The organism is Sulfuritalea hydrogenivorans sk43H, from assembly GCF_000828635.1.
Lineage (GTDB): Bacteria > Pseudomonadota > Gammaproteobacteria > Burkholderiales > Rhodocyclaceae > Sulfuritalea > Sulfuritalea hydrogenivorans.
Window position 1 is genome coordinate 595,492 of sequence record NZ_AP012547.1, and the last position, 16,734, is coordinate 612,225.

Genomic DNA, 16,734 nt, shown 5'->3' on the forward strand with positions numbered 1-16,734 from the left:
CGGCCCCTTTGTTTTGCACTGCTACAATTCGTCCGTGAATGCAAAGAACAATATCTATCTGGTGGGCATGCCGGGCGCGGGCAAGACAACGGTTGGCCGTCAGTTGGCGAGGCGCATGCAGCGCACCTTTGTCGATGCCGATCACGAGATAGAAACGCGCACCGGGGTCAGAATTCCCGTGATCTTCGACATCGAGGGCGAGCAGGGATTCCGTGACCGGGAATCCAGGGTCATTGCCGAACTGGCCGATGAATCAAACCTGATCGTGGCTACCGGCGGCGGTGTCGTCCTGCGCCCGCAAAATCGCGCTGCGCTCCGGCAGGGGGGGACGGTAATCTACCTGCATGTGGCGCCGCGCCTGCTCTTCGAGCGCACCCGCCTCGATCCGAACCGGCCCTTGCTGCAGGTCGCCGATCCCATGCAGAAGATAGAGGAACTGTTTGCGGTACGCGATCCCTTGTATCGCGAGGTGGCGGATATCGTCATTACCAGCACGGGTGGCAGCATCAGTCATCTTGTAAAGCAGCTTGAACGGGAGCTGGCCAGACAATGCGCCGCTTGAATCTTGACCTGGCTGAACGCAGCTACCCGATCCTGATCGATGGCGGCCTGCTTTCCCGCGCCGAGGAGATACTCCCGTTTCTGCGCACTCCGCGCATCGCGCTGGTCAGCAACACGACCGTCGCCCCGTTGTACATGGACGGACTCGTCAAGGCGCTTGAGAAAGTCGGCGTTGGCGTTACGCCGATCATCCTTCCCGATGGCGAGGCGTACAAGACCTGGGAGTCGCTCAACCAGATCTACGACGTCCTGCTGGCAACGCGATGCGACCGCAGCACGACCATTGTCGCCCTCGGCGGCGGCGTCATTGGCGATCTGGCGGGTTTCGCCGCCGCCACCTACCAGCGCGGAGTGCCTTTCATCCAGATACCGACCACCCTGTTGTCGCAGGTGGATTCCTCGGTGGGCGGCAAGACCGGCATCAATCATCCGCGCGGCAAGAACATGGTCGGCGCGTTCTGGCAGCCGAAGCTGGTGCTGGCCGATACCGATACTCTGAAAACCCTTCCGGATCGCGAACTGTCGGCGGGCATGGCCGAGGTGATCAAGTACGGGCTGATCCGCGACCTGCCCTTCCTCGACTGGCTGGAAGCCAACATGGACGGCCTTCTGGCGCGCGACGGCGAATTGCTCGCCCATGCCATCGAGCGATCCTGCATCAACAAGGCCGAAGTGGTGGCGGCGGATGAATTGGAGACCGCCAGGGAAGGCGGTCGCGCACTCCTGAATCTCGGCCACACTTTCGGCCATGCGATTGAAACCGGCATGGGCTATGGCGAGTGGCTGCACGGCGAAGCGGTTGCCGCGGGGACCATGATGGCCGTCGAACTTTCGCGCCGCCTCGGCTGGTTGTGCGTCGCCGATGTCGAGCGTGTCCGCACGCTCCTGCAGCGCGCCGGTTTGCCCGTAAAAGGGGCGGATCTCGGCGCGGCACGCTATCTCGAACTGATGTCCCACGACAAGAAGGTGATCGCCGGCAGCCTGCGGCTGGTCCTGCTGAAGTCGCTGGGCGATGCCGTGACCCATGCCGATGCGTCGCGCGAGGATATTGTTGCCGCGATCGAAGCCTGTTGCCGTGCGTGATCTGGCTCCCTATGCCGTTGACGACGGCGCCAGTCGCGGCCGCGTCGTCCCGGAGCCGCGCCCGAAGGCTCGCAGCGAGTTCCAGCGCGACCGCGACCGCATCGTGCATTCCACCGCCTTTCGTCGTCTCGAATACAAGACACAGGTCTTCGTCAATCACGAAGGCGACCTGTTCCGCACCCGACTCACGCACAGCATCGAGGTCGCGCAGATCGCGCGCTCGATCGCGCGCGCACTGAATCTCAATGACGATCTGACCGAAGCCATCGCACTGGCCCATGATCTCGGCCATACCCCCTTCGGCCACGCCGGACAGGATGCGCTGAACGAGTGCATGCAGGCGCACGGCGGCTTCGAGCACAACCTGCAAAGCCTGCGCATCGTCGATCGCCTTGAAGAGCGCTACGGTGCCTTTGACGGGCTCAACCTGATGTTCGAGACGCGCGAGGGCATCCTCAAGCACTGTTCACCGGCGAAAGCGCGCGAGCTGGGCGAACTGGGCCGGCGATTTATCGAGGGCCGCCGGCCGTCGCTGGAAGCGCAAATCTGCAATCTGGCCGACGAGATTGCCTACAACAATCACGACGTCGATGACGGCTTGCGCTCGGGGCTGCTGACCCTGGAGCAACTTGAAGGGGTGAGTCTCTTTGCCCGCCATGCCGCTGAAGCGGACGCTGAATTCCCGAACATTTCGGGTCGTCGGCGCGTGCATGAAACCATACGCCGCATGATCGGCGCGCTGGTGACGGATCTGCTGGCCGAATCGGGGCGCCGCATCGCGGCGGCGGCGCCGCAAACCCTTGCCGAGGTGCGCGCCGCGCCGGCGCTGATTGCCTTCACCGACACCATGCAGGCGGAGAACCGGGCGCTCAAGGGTTTCCTGCGCGAGCATCTGTACCAGCACTATCAGGTGTTGCGGATGACCTCGAAGGCACGTCGCATCATTCACGATTTGTTCGGGGCATTTGTCGGCGATCCGCGGTTGCTGCCACCGCAGTACCAGGAAATGGCGGCGACCGGGAGCGTCGAGCGTGCCACGGCCGACTATATTGCCGGCATGACCGACCGCTATTCGATGAAGGAGCATCGCCGCCTGTTCTCGGTTGGCGAGTTGTGATGCCCCGATGCTGCGTTGCAGCGTCTTGAATTCGGCGGCTTTTGACGGTATATTTGCAAGTTCGTCCGCCGTGTTCGGCGGGCCATCCAAGGCCGGGGAGCGGCATCACCCCGGCTTTTTTGCCGGCCGTATTCCCGAGGAAAGACAAGATGGTCCTCCCCCAGCGCCAGGGTTTATACGATCCTGCCAATGAACATGACGCCTGTGGCGTCGGCTTCGTTGCACATATCAAGAATCAGAAGAGCCACTCCATCATCGAGCAGGGCCTGCTGATTCTGGAAAATCTCGAACATCGCGGAGCGACGGGCTACGACCCTTTGCTGGGTGACGGCGCAGGCATCCTGATCCAGATCCCCGACGCGTTCCTGCGCGCGGAAATGGCCAAACAAGGCGTTACGCTGCCGCCGTCCGGCCAGTATGGCGTTGGCATGGTATTCCTGCCGCGCGGCGATGCCAGCCGGCGTGCCTGCGAGGCCGTGATCGAGCGCGCCATTCGCTACGAAGGCCAGGTTCTGCTCGGTTGGCGCGATGTCCCGGTGGATAACGCGGGACTGGCCCAGGCGGCAAAGGATATCGAGCCGGTGGTGCGTCAGGTGTTCATCGGCGCCGGGCCCGATATCGCCGATGCCGACGCACTGGAGCGGAAGCTCTACATCCTGCGCAAGTCGACCGGACACACCATTCAGGCCCTCAAGCTGCCCGACGGCAAGATGTTCTACGTGCCGTCCATGTCCTGCCGTACCATCGTGTACAAGGGCATGCTGCTGGCCAACCAGGTCGGCACCTATTATCTCGACCTGCAGGACAAGCGCGCCGTTTCAGCCATGGCGCTGGCACACCAGCGCTTCTCCACCAACACCTTCCCGACCTGGGACCTGGCGCATCCCTTCCGCATGATCGCGCACAACGGCGAGATCAACGCCTTGCGCGGCAATGTGAACTGGATGCGCGCGCGCGAGCACGGCATTTCTTCGCCGGTGCTGGGCGAGGACCTGGAAAAGGTCTGGCCGCTGATCTATGACGGCCAGTCCGATTCTGCATCGTTCGACAATGCCCTGGAGCTGCTCGTCATGGGTGGCTACAGCCTGGCGCACGCCATGATGATGCTGATCCCCGAAGCCTGGGCCGGCAATCCGCTGATGGACGAAGAGCGGCGCGCCTTCTACGAATACCACATGGCCCTGATGGAGCCGTGGGACGGCCCGGCCGCGGTGGCCTTCACCGACGGCCGCCAGATCGGCGCCACGCTCGACCGCAACGGCCTGCGTCCGGCGCGCTACCTGATCACCGACGACGACCTGGTGGTGATGTCCTCCGAGATCGGCGTGCTGCCGATCGCCCAGGAGCGCATCGTCAAGAAGTGGCGCCTGCAGCCAGGCAAGATGTTCCTCATCGATCTGGAGCAGGGCCGCATCATTGACGACGCCGAACTCAAGCGCACCATGTCCACCGCCAAGCCCTATCGCAAGTGGATCGAATCCTCGCGCCACTTCGTCGACGAAATGCCCGAGGTCAAGGCGCAGGAAAAGCCGAACGGCCCCCTGCTGAAAATCCAGCAGGCCTTCGGCTATACGCAGGAAGACTTCAAGTTCATCCTCGAACCGATGGCCACCCTGGGCGAGGAAGCCACGGGCGCCATGGGCAACGATAGTCCGCTGCCAGTTCTCTCGGACCGGGCCAAGCCCCTGTTCAACTACTTCAAGCAGCTGTTTGCCCAGGTGACGAATCCGCCGATCGATCCGATCCGCGAGGAAATCGTCATGTCGCTGATATCTCTGGTCAGCCCCCACCCGAACCTGCTCGGCGTGGACGAGACCAGGCCGGCGCCGCGTCTCGAAGTGCATCAGCCGATACTGTCGCCGGCCGACATGGCCAAGCTGAAGAAGATCGACGACCTGACGCAGGGAACCTTCCGGCCCATCGTCGTCGACATCACCACGCCCGCGGCCGAAGGCTCGGCGGGACTGAGCCGATCCCTCTACCAGGTCTGCGTCCGCGCCGAACAGGCCGTGGCGGCGGGCTACAGCGTCGTCATACTCTCCGACCGCGCCGTCAACCACGAAAACGCGCCGATCCCGGCGCTGCTGGCGTGCTCGGCCGTGCATCAGCATCTGGTGAAGATCGGCTTGCGTACCTCCTGCGGGCTGGTGGTCGAAACCGGCGCCGCCCGCGAAGTGCATCATTTCGCCACGCTGGCCGGCTACGGTGCCGAAGCAATCCATCCCTGGCTGGCCTTCGACAGCATCGCCGCGATCGCCGGGCAATTGCCGAGCAAGCCGACGGCATATGACGCGCAGAAGAACTACATCAAGGCCATCAACAAGGGCCTGATGAAAGTGATGTCGAAGATGGGCATCTCCACCTACCAGTCCTACTGCGGCGCGCAGATTTTCGAGGCGGTCGGGCTCTCGTCCGACCTCGTCAATCGCTACTTCGCCGGCACGCCGACCAAGATCGAAGGCATCGGCCTCAAGGAAGTCGCCGAGGAAGCGCTGAAAACCCACGCCGACGCCTGGAGCGACAATCCCGTGCTGGCCAGCATGCTCGACTGCGGCGGCGAATATGCCTTCCGCGTGCGCGGCGAAGAACACATGTGGACGCCGGACGCGATCGCCAAGCTGCAGCATGCGACGCGTTCGGGCAAGACCGAGACGTACAAGGAATACGCCAGGCTGATCAACGACCAGGGCAAGCGCCACATGACCTTGCGCGGCCTGTTCGAAATCAAGCCGGCTGGTGCCTCGATCCCACTCGATCAGGTTGAGCCGGCCAAGGAAATCGTCAAGCGTTTCGCCACCGGCGCCATGTCGCTCGGCAGCATTTCCACCGAAGCGCACAGCACCCTGGCCATCGCCATGAACCGCATCGGCGGCAAGTCGAACACCGGCGAAGGCGGCGAAGATCCCAAGCGCTTCCGAAAAGTCGGCGCTGGCGAGACGGTGGCCGGTGTGATCGGCGCCACTCGCATCGAGCGCGACATTCCGCTCCGGGAAGGCGACAGCCTGCGCTCGGCGATCAAGCAGGTGGCATCCGGCCGCTTCGGCGTCACCGCCGAGTATCTGGCCAACGCCGACCAGATCCAGATCAAGATGGCACAAGGCGCCAAGCCCGGCGAGGGCGGCCAACTGCCCGGTCACAAGGTGTCCGAATACATCGGCTTCCTGCGCCATTCGGTGCCGGGCGTGCAGCTCATCTCGCCGCCGCCGCACCACGACATCTACTCCATCGAGGATCTGGCGCAACTGATCCATGACCTGAAGAACTCCAATCCGGACGGCAGCGTGTCGGTCAAGCTGGTTTCCGAAATCGGCGTCGGCACCGTCGCCGCCGGCGTGGTCAAGGCCAAGGCCGACCACGTGGTGATCGCCGGCCATGACGGCGGCACCGGCGCCTCGCCGATCTCGTCGATCAAGCATGCCGGCACGCCGTGGGAACTGGGCCTCGCCGAAACGCAACAGACTTTGGTGCTCAACCGCCTGCGCGGTCGTGTTCGCGTCCAGGCCGACGGCCAGATGAAGACCGGCCGCGACGTACTGATCGGCGCGCTGCTCGGCGCCGACGAGTTCGGCTTCGCCACGGCGCCGCTGGTGGTCGAAGGCTGCATCATGATGCGCAAATGCCATCTGAACACCTGCCCGGTCGGTGTCGCAACCCAGGATCCAGTGCTGCGCCAGCGTTTCTCGGGTCAACCCGAGCATGTCGTCAACTACTTCTTCTTTGTCGCCGAGGAAGTGCGCGAACTGATGGCGCAGATCGGCATTCGCAAGTTCGACGACCTGATCGGCCGTTCCGACCTGCTCGACATGAAGAAGGGTGTCGACCACTGGAAGGCCAAGGGCCTCGACTTCTCACGGATTTTTTACCGGCGGCCGGAAGTGGCGGGTGTTTCTTCCCGCCACACCGAAACCCAGGATCACGGATTGTCCGGCGCGCTGGATCACGGCCTGATTGCCAGGGCCATGCCGGCACTGGAGCGCGGCGCCAAAGTGGTGATCGAGTCGCCGATCAGGAACCAGAACCGCACCGTCGGCACGCTGCTGTCGCACCAGGTGGCGAAGCGCAAGGGTCACGCGGGCTTGCCCGACGACACCATCACCATCAAGTTCACCGGTACGGCGGGGCAGAGCTTCGGCGCCTTCCTCGCGCGCGGCATCACGCTCGACCTTACCGGCGAAGCCAACGACTACGTTGGCAAGGGGCTTTCCGGCGGCCGCATCATCGTGCGTCCGCCACAGGGTTTCCGCGGCGTGCCCTGCGAGAACATCATCGTCGGCAACACGGTGCTCTACGGCGCCACTGAAGGTGAAGTGTTCTTCCGCGGTGTCGCCGGCGAGCGCTTCGGCGTGCGCAATTCGGGTGCGACGGCCGTCGTCGAAGGCACCGGAGATCACGGCTGCGAATACATGACCGGCGGCACCGTGGCCGTGCTCGGCCTCACCGGGCGCAACTTTGCGGCCGGCATGTCGGGCGGCATTGCCTACGTCTACGACGAGGACGGCATGTTTGCAAAACGCTGCAATCCGGCCATGGTCGCGCTGGACAAGCTGCTGCCGGACGCGGAACAGCCCGATGACGGCATGCGCCATCGCAACCAGACCGACGAAGCGCAACTCAAGCACATGATCGAGCAGCATGCCCGCCTGACCGGCAGCGAGCGCGCCAAGGCGCTGCTCGCCGACTGGGTCAAGGCGCGCGGCAAGTTCGTCAAGGTCTTCCCCCATGAATATCGTCGCGCCCTGAAGGAACTGGCAGCGACCCGTCTCAAGGAAGCAGCGTAATGGGCAAGCCCACCGGATTTCTGGAGTTTCAGCGCATCTCCGAGAGTTACGAAAAGGCGGATACCCGCGTTCGCCACTACCACGAATTCATCCCGCATCTGACCGACGATCAGGCCAGGACACAGGGCGCGCGCTGCATGGATTGCGGCATTCCGTTCTGCAACAACGGCTGTCCGGTCAACAACCTGATCCCGGACTGGAACGACCTCGTCTACAAAGGCAAGTGGCGCGAAGCGATCGAGACCCTGCATTCGACCAACAACTTTCCGGAATTCACCAGCCGCATCTGCCCCGCGCCCTGCGAGGCGGCCTGCACGCTGAACATTCCGCAAACCCCGGTCGGCATCAAGTCGATCGAGCGCGCCATCATCGACAAGGCCGGCGAGAACGGCTGGGTCGTGCCACAGCCCGCGGCGAAGAAGACCGGCAGGAAGATCGCGATCGTCGGCTCCGGCCCGGCAGGACTGGCGGCGGCGCAGCAACTGGCGCGCGTCGGTCATGCGGTGACGGTGTTCGAGAAGAACGACCGCATCGGCGGCCTGCTGCGTTACGGCATTCCCGACTTCAAGCTGGACAAGCGCCTGATCGACTGGCGCATGGCGCAGATGAAGGCGGAAGGCGTCAAGTTCGTCACCGGCACCATGGTGACCGATGCCGCGCTGCCCAGAGGCGTGGTCAATGACGCGAAGAAGACCGTCAGCCCGGCGCAGTTGAAGAAGGATTTCGATGCCGTGGTGCTTGCCGGCGGCGCGGAAAACCCGCGCGATCTGCCGGTACCCGGCCGCGAACTTGAAGGCGTGTACTTCGCGCTCGAATTCCTGATCCCGCAGAACAAGGAAGTTTCCGGCGGCGGCAGGAACCCGATCAATGTCAAGGGCAAGCATGTTGTCGTCATCGGGGGCGGCGATACCGGTTCCGACTGTGTCGGCACCTCCAACCGCCATGGCGCGGCCAGCATCACCCAGATCGAACTGCTGCCGCGTCCGCCCGAACAGGAAAACGGCCCGTTGACCTGGCCCTACTGGCCGCTGCGCATGCGCACGTCCTCGTCGCACGACGAAGGCTGCGCCCGCGACTGGGCCATCGGCACCAAGGCCTTCGTCGGCGAGAATGGCAAGCTCAAGGCCATCAAGGCCGTGCGCCTGGCATGGGAAGGCAACAAGATGAGCGAAGTGCCTGGTTCCGAATTCGAGATTCCGGCCGATTTCGCATTCCTCGCGATGGGCTTCGTCAACCCGGTGGGCGGCGTGCTCGATGCCTTTGGCGTCGACAAGGACGCGCGCGGCAATGCCCGGGCCGACACCGAAGGCAAAGAGGCCTACAGCACCAGCGTGCCGGGTGTGTTTGCCGCGGGCGACATGCGGCGCGGCCAGTCGCTGGTGGTCTGGGCGATCCGCGAAGGCCGCCAGTGCGCGCGCACGGTCGACCAGTTCCTGATGGGCTCCACGACGCTGCCTCGGTAAGCCCGCCTTGAACGTCGTCATCCTCGCGGCGGGGCAGGGCAAGCGGATGCGCTCCGACTTGCCTAAGGTGCTGCATCCGCTGGCGGGAAAAGCTTTGCTGGGCCACGTGCTCGACACGGCGCGCGAAATCGGCGCGACGAAAATCTGCGTGGTGTACGGCCACGGCGGCGAGCAGGTGCGCGCCGCCCTCGACGCTCCCGACCTGACCTGGGCCTTGCAGGAGCCGCAACTCGGCACCGGCCATGCGGTGTTGCAGGCCCTGCCGCATCTTGCAATCGCCGTATCCCCCAAGGGGACTTCCTTCGGGGCGTCGCTAGCGCCGACTTTTACCCTGGTGCTCTACGGTGACGTGCCGCTGATTCGCGCGTCTACCCTGCGGCGTTTGATCGAGGCGGCGGGCGACGACTCGCTGGCCCTGCTGACCGCACATCTTGACGATCCGCACGGCTATGGCCGCATCGTCCGGGTCGACGGTCTCGTCACGCGCATCGTCGAGGAGAAGGATGCCGACGATGCCGAAAAGGCGATTCGCGAAATCAATACGGGAATCCTGGTGGCGCCCACCGCGGCGCTGGCGCGCTGGCTGCCCTCGCTGGGCAACCGCAACGCGCAGGGCGAGTACTACCTGACCGACATCGTCGCCCTGGCGGTAGACGAAGGCATGCCGGTGGTGACCGCGCATCCCGATGCCGCCTGGGAAACCGAGGGCATTAACAGCAAGCTGCAACTCGCCGCCCTGGAGCGCGTGCATCAGCGCAACATCGCCGAACGGCTGATGGAAGCCGGCGTGACGCTGGTCGACCCGGCGCGCATCGACGTACGCGGCGAGCTGGTCTGCGGTCGCGATGTCAGCATCGATGTCAATTGCGTGTTCGAGGGCCGCGTCGTGCTCGGCGACGGTGTACAGGTGCGCGCCAACTGCGTGCTTGAAAATGCAGTGGTCGGCGCCGGCAGCATCGTCGGGCCCTTTGCCCGCCTGCGCCCCGGCACCGAGCTCGGTCGCGACGTGCATATCGGCAATTTCGTCGAAGTGAAGAATTCGACCATCGCCGACCACTCGAAAGCCAACCACCTTGCCTACATCGGCGATGCCACGATCGGCAGTCGCGTTAACGTCGGCGCCGGCACCATCACCTGCAACTACGACGGCGCCAACAAGTTCCGCACCGTGATCGAGGACGACGTCTTCATCGGCTCCGACACGCAGCTCGTGGCGCCGGTCACCGTCGGTCGCGGCGCCACGCTCGGTGCCGGCACCACGCTGACGCGCGATGCGCCGCCCGACCAACTGACGGTTTCGCGCGCGAAGCAGATGTCGATTCCCGGCTGGAAGCGACCCGTCAAGAAAAAGAAGGACTGAGCCATGTGCGGCATCGTCGCAGCCGTTGCCGAGCGCAACATTGTTCCGGTGCTGATCGAAGGCCTGACCCGGCTCGAATATCGCGGCTACGACTCGGCCGGCGTGGCCTTGCTCAACCCGACCCTGACGCGCCTGCGCAGCGTCGGCCGCGTCGCCGAACTGGCGGCGCAGGCGGCGGGGCAGGCGGCCCATCACGGCATTGCCCATACCCGCTGGGCGACGCATGGCGTGCCCTCGGAGCGCAACGCACATCCGCATGTCTCCGCCGGGCTGGCCGTGGTGCATAACGGCATCATCGAGAACTACGTCGAGCTGAAGCAGGAATTGATGGCGGAGGATTACGCATTCAGTTCCGATACCGACACCGAAGTCATCGCCCACCTGATCCAGCACACCCTGAAGTCGACGCCCGACCTGTTCGACGCCGTGCGCCTGGCCACGCTGCGCCTGATCGGCGCCTACGCCATCGCCGTAGTGCAGGAGTGGGACGACCGCATCGTTGTCGCCCGCCACGGCGCGCCGCTGCTGCTGGGCCTTGGTGAAGACGGCAATTACGCGGCGTCGGATGCCTCGGCCCTGTTGCAGGTCACGCGGCGCATGATTTACCTTGAAGACGGCGATGTCGCCGAACTCAAGCGTGATTCAATTCGAATAGTCGGCGCTGGCGGTACGGCGATGAACGTACCGGCGGATCGCCCGGTGCATGAAAGCACGCTCTCGGCGGGCGACGTGGAGCTGGGCGACTACCAGCACTACATGCAGAAGGAAATCTTCGAGCAGCCGCAGGCGCTGGCCGCCACGCTGGAAATGATCGGCGGCGCGCAGACGCTTACGCCCAACCTGTTCGGCGTCGCCGCCCCGGAAATGCTCGCCGGCGTGCGCTCGGTGCTGATCCTCGCCTGCGGCACCAGCTTCCATGCCGGCCTCGTCGCGCGCTACTGGATCGAGCAGCTGGCGGGGATCGGTTGCAGCGTGGAAATCGCCAGCGAGTATCGCTACCGCGTTTCCGTGCCGAATCCGGAACAGCTCGTGGTGGCGATTTCCCAGTCCGGCGAAACCGCCGACACACTGGCTTCGATCAAGCATGCCAAGGCGCTCGGCATGGGCCGCACGCTGGCGATCTGCAACGTACCCGAGTCGGCCATCGTGCGCGAATGCGCCTTGCGCTTTCTGACCCGGGCCGGACCCGAGATCGGCGTGGCGTCGACCAAAGCGTTTACCACCCAGCTGGCCGCGCTGTTCCTGCTCGCGGTGACGCTGGCCAAGCAGAACGGACGCCTCGCGCCGGAGCATGAGGCTGGACATCTAAAGGCACTGCGCCACCTGCCGGTCGCCGTGCAGAAAGTGCTGGCCCTGGAGCCCGACATCAAGGTCTGGGCCACGCGCTTTGCCGACAAGCACCATGCGCTGTTCCTCGGCCGCGGCCATCACTACCCGATCGCGCTGGAAGGCGCGCTGAAGCTCAAGGAAATCTCCTACATCCACGCCGAAGGCTATCCCGCGGGCGAACTCAAGCACGGTCCGCTGGCGCTGGTCGACAAGGACATGCCGGTGATCAGCATCGCGCCCAACGATGCCCTGCTGGAAAAGCTCAAGTCCAACCTCAAGGAAGTCGCCGCGCGCGGCGGCGAACTGTATGTCTTCGCCGACGCCGATTCGGCGGTGGACGAGGAAGCGGGCGTCCATGTGCTGCGCCTGCCCGAACACTACGGCCTGCTATCGCCGGTGCTGCATGTGATTGCGCTGCAATTGCTGTCCTATCACGCGGCACTGGTGAAGGGCACGGATGTGGACAAGCCGCGCAACTTGGCGAAGAGCGTCACCGTCGAGTAGCCCCAGCCTGAATCCGGAGCGTACCGAGCCGATGCGTGTTCTCTCCGTCATTCCGCCGCTGACGCAACTCAACACGCCGTATCCGTCGACGGCCTACCTGACCGGCTTTCTGCGCTCGCGCGGCATCGACGCGGTGCAGGAGGATCTGGCTCTTGCTCTGGTGCTGCGTCTGCTTTCGCGTGACGGGCTGCTGGCCGTTCGCGAATGCATTTCTGCCCTGCCCGTGGCGCAGCGCACGCCGCGCGTCCAGGCCTTCGACCGGGCGTTCGACCGCTATCTCGCCACGATCGACTGCGCGGTGGCATTCCTGCAGGGGCGTGATCCGTCGATCGGGCATCGTATCGCGGGCCGCCACTTCCTGCCCGAAGGGTCGCGCTTCGAATCGCTCGACGCCTATATTGACGACGAAGGCGGCGATCCGCTGGCCTGGGCCTTCGGAGCCCTCGGCGTCCAGGATCGCGCGCGGCACTTCGCCACCCTGTATCTCGACGATGTCGCCGACGTGCTGCGTGAAGCCATCGATCCGCGCTTCGAGTTCGTGCGCTACGCCGAATCGCTGGCGCAGAGCCAAGCCAGCTTCGACCCTTTGGCCAAGGCGCTGGCCGCGCCGCTCAACCTGGTCGACAGGACTCTCCACGAATTGGCGCAGGCGGCCGTGGCGCGGCATGCGCCCAACATCGTGCTGGTGTCGACGCCGTTTCCCGGCAACGTCTATGGCGCGTTCCGCATCGCGCAGGCGATCAAGGCGCACGACCCCGCGATCATCACCGTGCTTGGCGGCGGCTTCGTCAATACCGAATTGCGCGAGCTCAGTGAACCGCGGGTGTTCGACCATTTCGATTACGTCACGCTGGACGATGGCGAGCGGCCGTTGCTGGCCCTGCTCGAACACCTGAAAGGCCAGCGGCCGCAGGACCGGCTGGTGCGCAGCTTCGTGCGCACGGCCGAAGGCGTGCGCTACGTCGATGCGCACGAACCCGACGTTCCCTTCGCCGAAGCCGGCACGCCGACCTGGGACGGCCTGCCGCTCGACCACTACCTGTCGCTGCTCGACATGCTCAACCCCATGCATCGGCTATGGTCCGACGCGCGCTGGAACAAGCTGACCGTCGCTCACGGCTGCTACTGGAAGAAATGCAGCTTTTGCGATGTATCGCTGGATTACATTTCCCGCTACGAGGCGGTCGCCGCCGCGACCCTGGTCGACCGCATCGAGACCATCATTGCCGAGACCGGGCAGACAGGATTCCATTTCGTCGATGAGGCCGCCCCGCCCAAGGCCTTGAAGGCACTCGTCGATGAACTGCGGAAGCGCCAGCGGTCGATTTCCTGGTGGGGCAATATCCGTTTCGAGAAATCATTTACGCCCGAGTTATGCGCCGAACTCGCGGGGAGCGGCTGCATCGCCGTTTCCGGCGGCCTTGAAGTCGCCTCCGATCGCTTGCTCAAACTGATGCAGAAAGGCGTTTCGGTCGAGCAGGTGGCGCGGGTGACGCATGCCTTCACCGATGCCGGCATCCTGGTGCATGCCTACCTCATGTACGGCTTCCCGACGCAGACCGTGCAGGACACGGTCGACGCGCTGGAATACGTGCGCCAGTTGTTCGCCGCAGGTTGCATCCAGTCCGGCTTCTTCCATCGTTTCGCCTGCACCGTGCATTCGCCGGTCGGGCAACACCCCGAGCGTTTTGGCATCACCTTGAAGCCCCTGCCCCCGGTTTCGTTTGCGCGGAACGATGTCGGCTTCATTGATCCGACCGGCGTCGACCACGCGACGCTCGGCATCGCACTGAACAAGGCGCTCTACAACTACATGCACGGACTCGGTCTCGACGAGGACGTGCGCAGCTGGTTTTCCGGCCGCGTTCCGCGTACCAAAGTGCCACGTCACTTCATCGCCCGGGCTCTCGAATCGTGGGTATGAGCGAAGAACAGGAACCGCCCTACGAGATCCCCGAGTCGGAGCTCCATCCTTCCATGCTGGTGCGCGTGGTGTTGTGGACGCTCGGCAGCCTTGCCCTGCTGCTCGGCATCATCGGCGTGTTCCTGCCCGGCCTGCCGACCACGCCCTTCGTGCTGGTGGCGGCGGCCTGCTACGCGCGTGCCTCGGAACCCTTCTATCGCTGGCTGGTCGCCAACCCCACCTTCGGCCCGCTCATCATCGAATGGCGCCGGCACCACAGCATTCCGTATCGCATCAAGGTGATCGCCGTCACGCTGATGAGCCTGACCATCTGCGCGTCGATCTGGACGCTGTCGGCCATGCCCTGGCTGCAAATCCTGCTTGCGGTCATCGGCCTGTCCACTTCGGTCTGGCTCTGGCGCGTTCCTTCGCGCGACCGCCCCGACATAGCGGACCGATCAGGCCCGCGGGCGTAGAATTTGGCGCAAGACAAACGCTAAGGGAGGTCCGCATCATGGCCAGCTACACCACCGAATCAATCCGCGCCGTCGCCCTCGTCGGTCATGGCGGCGCCGGCAAGACCACGCTGGCGGAAGCCTTGCTGTTCAAGGCCGGCGCGATCAACGCCAAGGGCAGCGTGGAGAAGGGCAACACCGTCTGCGATTTCGATCCGCAGGAAAAGGCCGCCGGCCATTCGCTGAACGCGGCGCTGGCCAACTTCGCCTGGGAAGGTGTTCACGTACATCTCATCGATACGCCGGGCTACCCCGATTTTGCCGGGCAGGCCACCGCCGCGCTGGCGGGCGTCGATACCGCCGTGGTGGTGATCAATGCCCAGACCGGCATCGAACTCGCCACCGAGCGCATGATGACTGCGGCCCAGGCGCGCGGGCTGGCGCGCATGATCGTGATCAACAAGATCGACGCCGAGAATGTCGACCTGCCCGGTCTGGTGGGCGAGATTCGCGAGCGCTTCGGCAAGGAATGCCTGTTGCTCGACCTGCCGGCGCATGACCGGCACGAGGTGGTAGAAGTGCTGGAGCATGCTGCCGGCGACGCGGATTTCGATTCCATCGCCCACGCCCATCGCGAACTGATCGACCAGTTGGTGGAAGAGGACGAGTCGCTGCTGGCTCGTTACCTGGAAGACGGCAAGGACCCGAACGCGGCGGAACTGCACGCGCCCTTCGAGAAGGCCCTGCGCGCCGGCCACCTGATTCCCATCCTGTTTGCGTCGGCCCGCAGTGGCGCCGGCATCGCCGAATTGCTGCACGTGCTGGCGTCACTGGCGCCGAATCCCGCCGAGGGCAATCCGCCGCTGTTCTATCGCGGCGCCTCGGTGCAGGCGGGTGTTGCCTTCGATGCGCACCCCGATCCTTCGCGGCACGTTCTGGCCCATGTCTTCAAGATCGTCGTCGATCCCTACATGGGCAAGGTCGGCGTGTTCCGTGTGCATCAGGGCACGGTCAGGAAGGACAGCCAGCTGTTCGTCGGCGAGGGCAGGAAACCCTTCAAGGTCGCCCACCTCTACCAGTTGCAGGGCAAGGATTATTTGGAAGTCGATGAGCTGGTGCCGGGCGACATCGGCGCCGTGGCCAAGGTCGAGGAGATCGATTTCGATGCGGTGCTGCACGACTCCCATGACGAAGACAACATCCATCTGCGACCCCTCGAATTTCCGCGGCCGATGCAGGGGCTGGCCGTCGAAACCCGGCGCAAGGGCGACGAGCAACGCCTGTTCGACATCCTGCACAAGCTGGAGCTCGAAGACCCCTGCTTCGAAGTCGAGCGCCATCCAACCACGCATGAGACCGTGATTCGCGGTCTCGGCGAAATGCATTTGCGCTACAAGCTGGAAAAGATGGCGACCCAGTACAAGCTCGAACTGGACACCAGGCTGCCGCTGATTCCCTATCGCGAGACCATCACGACCGGAGCCGAAGGACACTGCCGCCACAAGAAACAATCGGGCGGCGCCGGACAGTTCGGCGAGGTGTATCTGAAGGCCGAGCCCCTGCCGCGCGGCTCGGGTTTCGAGTTCGTGGACCACGTCAAGGGCGGCGTGATTCCCGGCGTGTTCATGCCCGCCGTCGAGAAGGGTGTGCGCCAGGCGCTGACCGATGGCGTGATCTCCGGCTTCCCGGTGCAGGACATCCGCGTCATCGTCCATGACGGCAAGACGCACCCGGTCGACGGCAAGGAAGTCGCGTTCTTCAGCGCCGGCCGCAAAGCCACGGTGGAGGCCATCCGCGCCGCGGCGGCGATCGTGCTGGAGCCCATCGTCGGCATCGAGATCGTTGCCCCCGAGGCGGCGATCGGCGACCTCACCGGCGACCTGTCGAGCCGGCGCGGCCACATCACCGGCACCAGCCCGCGTCCCGGCGGCACCGCGTCCATTACCGGCGAGGTGCCGCTGGCCGAGATCACCGACTATGCCTCGCGCCTGAAATCGATGACCGGCGGCCAGGGCGCCTACAGCATCGAGTTCGCCCGCTACGCGCAGGTGCCGCCCCAGACGCAGCAGAAACTCGCGGCCAGCTTCAGGCTCAAGGACGAAGACGAATAGGGCGGTCTTCGGCGCCGACAGAAGTCGGCGCTGGCGGTACGGCGCCAGGATCCGGCCAGGGCGATTCGGG

10 protein-coding genes are annotated in these 16,734 nt (G+C 64.6%); all 10 read left to right on the top strand.

The window, feature by feature from the left end; genetic code table 11:
- Positions 1-34: 34 nt before the first annotated feature.
- The 10 genes from SUTH_RS02930 (at position 35) to fusA (ending at position 16,664) form a co-directional block, all read left to right on the top strand.
- Positions 35-562: a shikimate kinase gene (locus SUTH_RS02930; RefSeq protein WP_148312838.1), complete on the top strand. Its 528-nt coding sequence runs from the start codon at positions 35-37 to the stop codon at positions 560-562.
- Positions 550-1,644, top strand: a complete 1,095-nt coding sequence (gene aroB, locus SUTH_RS02935) for a 3-dehydroquinate synthase (RefSeq protein WP_041096957.1) — start codon at positions 550-552, stop codon at positions 1,642-1,644. The genes SUTH_RS02930 and aroB overlap by 13 nt, the downstream gene beginning before the upstream one ends.
- Entirely contained in the window at positions 1,637-2,761 is a 1,125-nt protein-coding gene (locus tag SUTH_RS02940; protein ID WP_041096959.1) for a deoxyguanosinetriphosphate triphosphohydrolase, read from the top strand. Before aroB ends, SUTH_RS02940 begins: the two co-directional genes overlap by 8 nt.
- Before the next feature lie 149 nt (positions 2,762-2,910).
- A complete protein-coding gene (locus SUTH_RS02945) occupies positions 2,911-7,539 on the top strand; it encodes a glutamate synthase-related protein (protein ID WP_041096961.1) in 4,629 nt (1,542 codons plus the stop codon).
- Positions 7,539-9,002, top strand: coding sequence for a glutamate synthase subunit beta (locus SUTH_RS02950; RefSeq protein WP_041096963.1), 1,464 nt, complete (start codon positions 7,539-7,541; stop codon positions 9,000-9,002). The genes SUTH_RS02945 and SUTH_RS02950 overlap by 1 nt, the downstream gene beginning before the upstream one ends.
- 7 nt (positions 9,003-9,009) lie before the next feature.
- On the top strand, positions 9,010-10,362 hold the full coding sequence (gene glmU, locus SUTH_RS02955) for a bifunctional UDP-N-acetylglucosamine diphosphorylase/glucosamine-1-phosphate N-acetyltransferase GlmU (protein WP_041096965.1): 1,353 nt from the start codon (positions 9,010-9,012) through the stop codon (positions 10,360-10,362).
- Between the two features lie 3 nt (positions 10,363-10,365).
- A complete protein-coding gene (gene glmS / locus SUTH_RS02960) occupies positions 10,366-12,195 on the top strand; it encodes a glutamine--fructose-6-phosphate transaminase (isomerizing) (RefSeq protein ID WP_041096967.1) in 1,830 nt (609 codons plus the stop codon).
- A 31-nt stretch (positions 12,196-12,226) separates the two neighbouring features.
- Positions 12,227-14,119, top strand: a complete 1,893-nt coding sequence (locus tag SUTH_RS02965) for a B12-binding domain-containing radical SAM protein (protein ID WP_041096969.1) — start codon at positions 12,227-12,229, stop codon at positions 14,117-14,119.
- The gene (locus SUTH_RS02970) at positions 14,116-14,574 is read left to right on the top strand and encodes a YbaN family protein (RefSeq protein ID WP_070099321.1); all 459 of its coding nucleotides are present in this window, start codon (positions 14,116-14,118) and stop codon (positions 14,572-14,574) included. Before SUTH_RS02965 ends, SUTH_RS02970 begins: the two co-directional genes overlap by 4 nt.
- A gap of 38 nt (positions 14,575-14,612) precedes the next feature.
- On the top strand, positions 14,613-16,664 hold the full coding sequence (gene fusA, locus SUTH_RS02975; protein WP_041096970.1) for an elongation factor G: 2,052 nt from the start codon (positions 14,613-14,615) through the stop codon (positions 16,662-16,664).
- Positions 16,665-16,734: the final 70 nt, after the last annotated feature.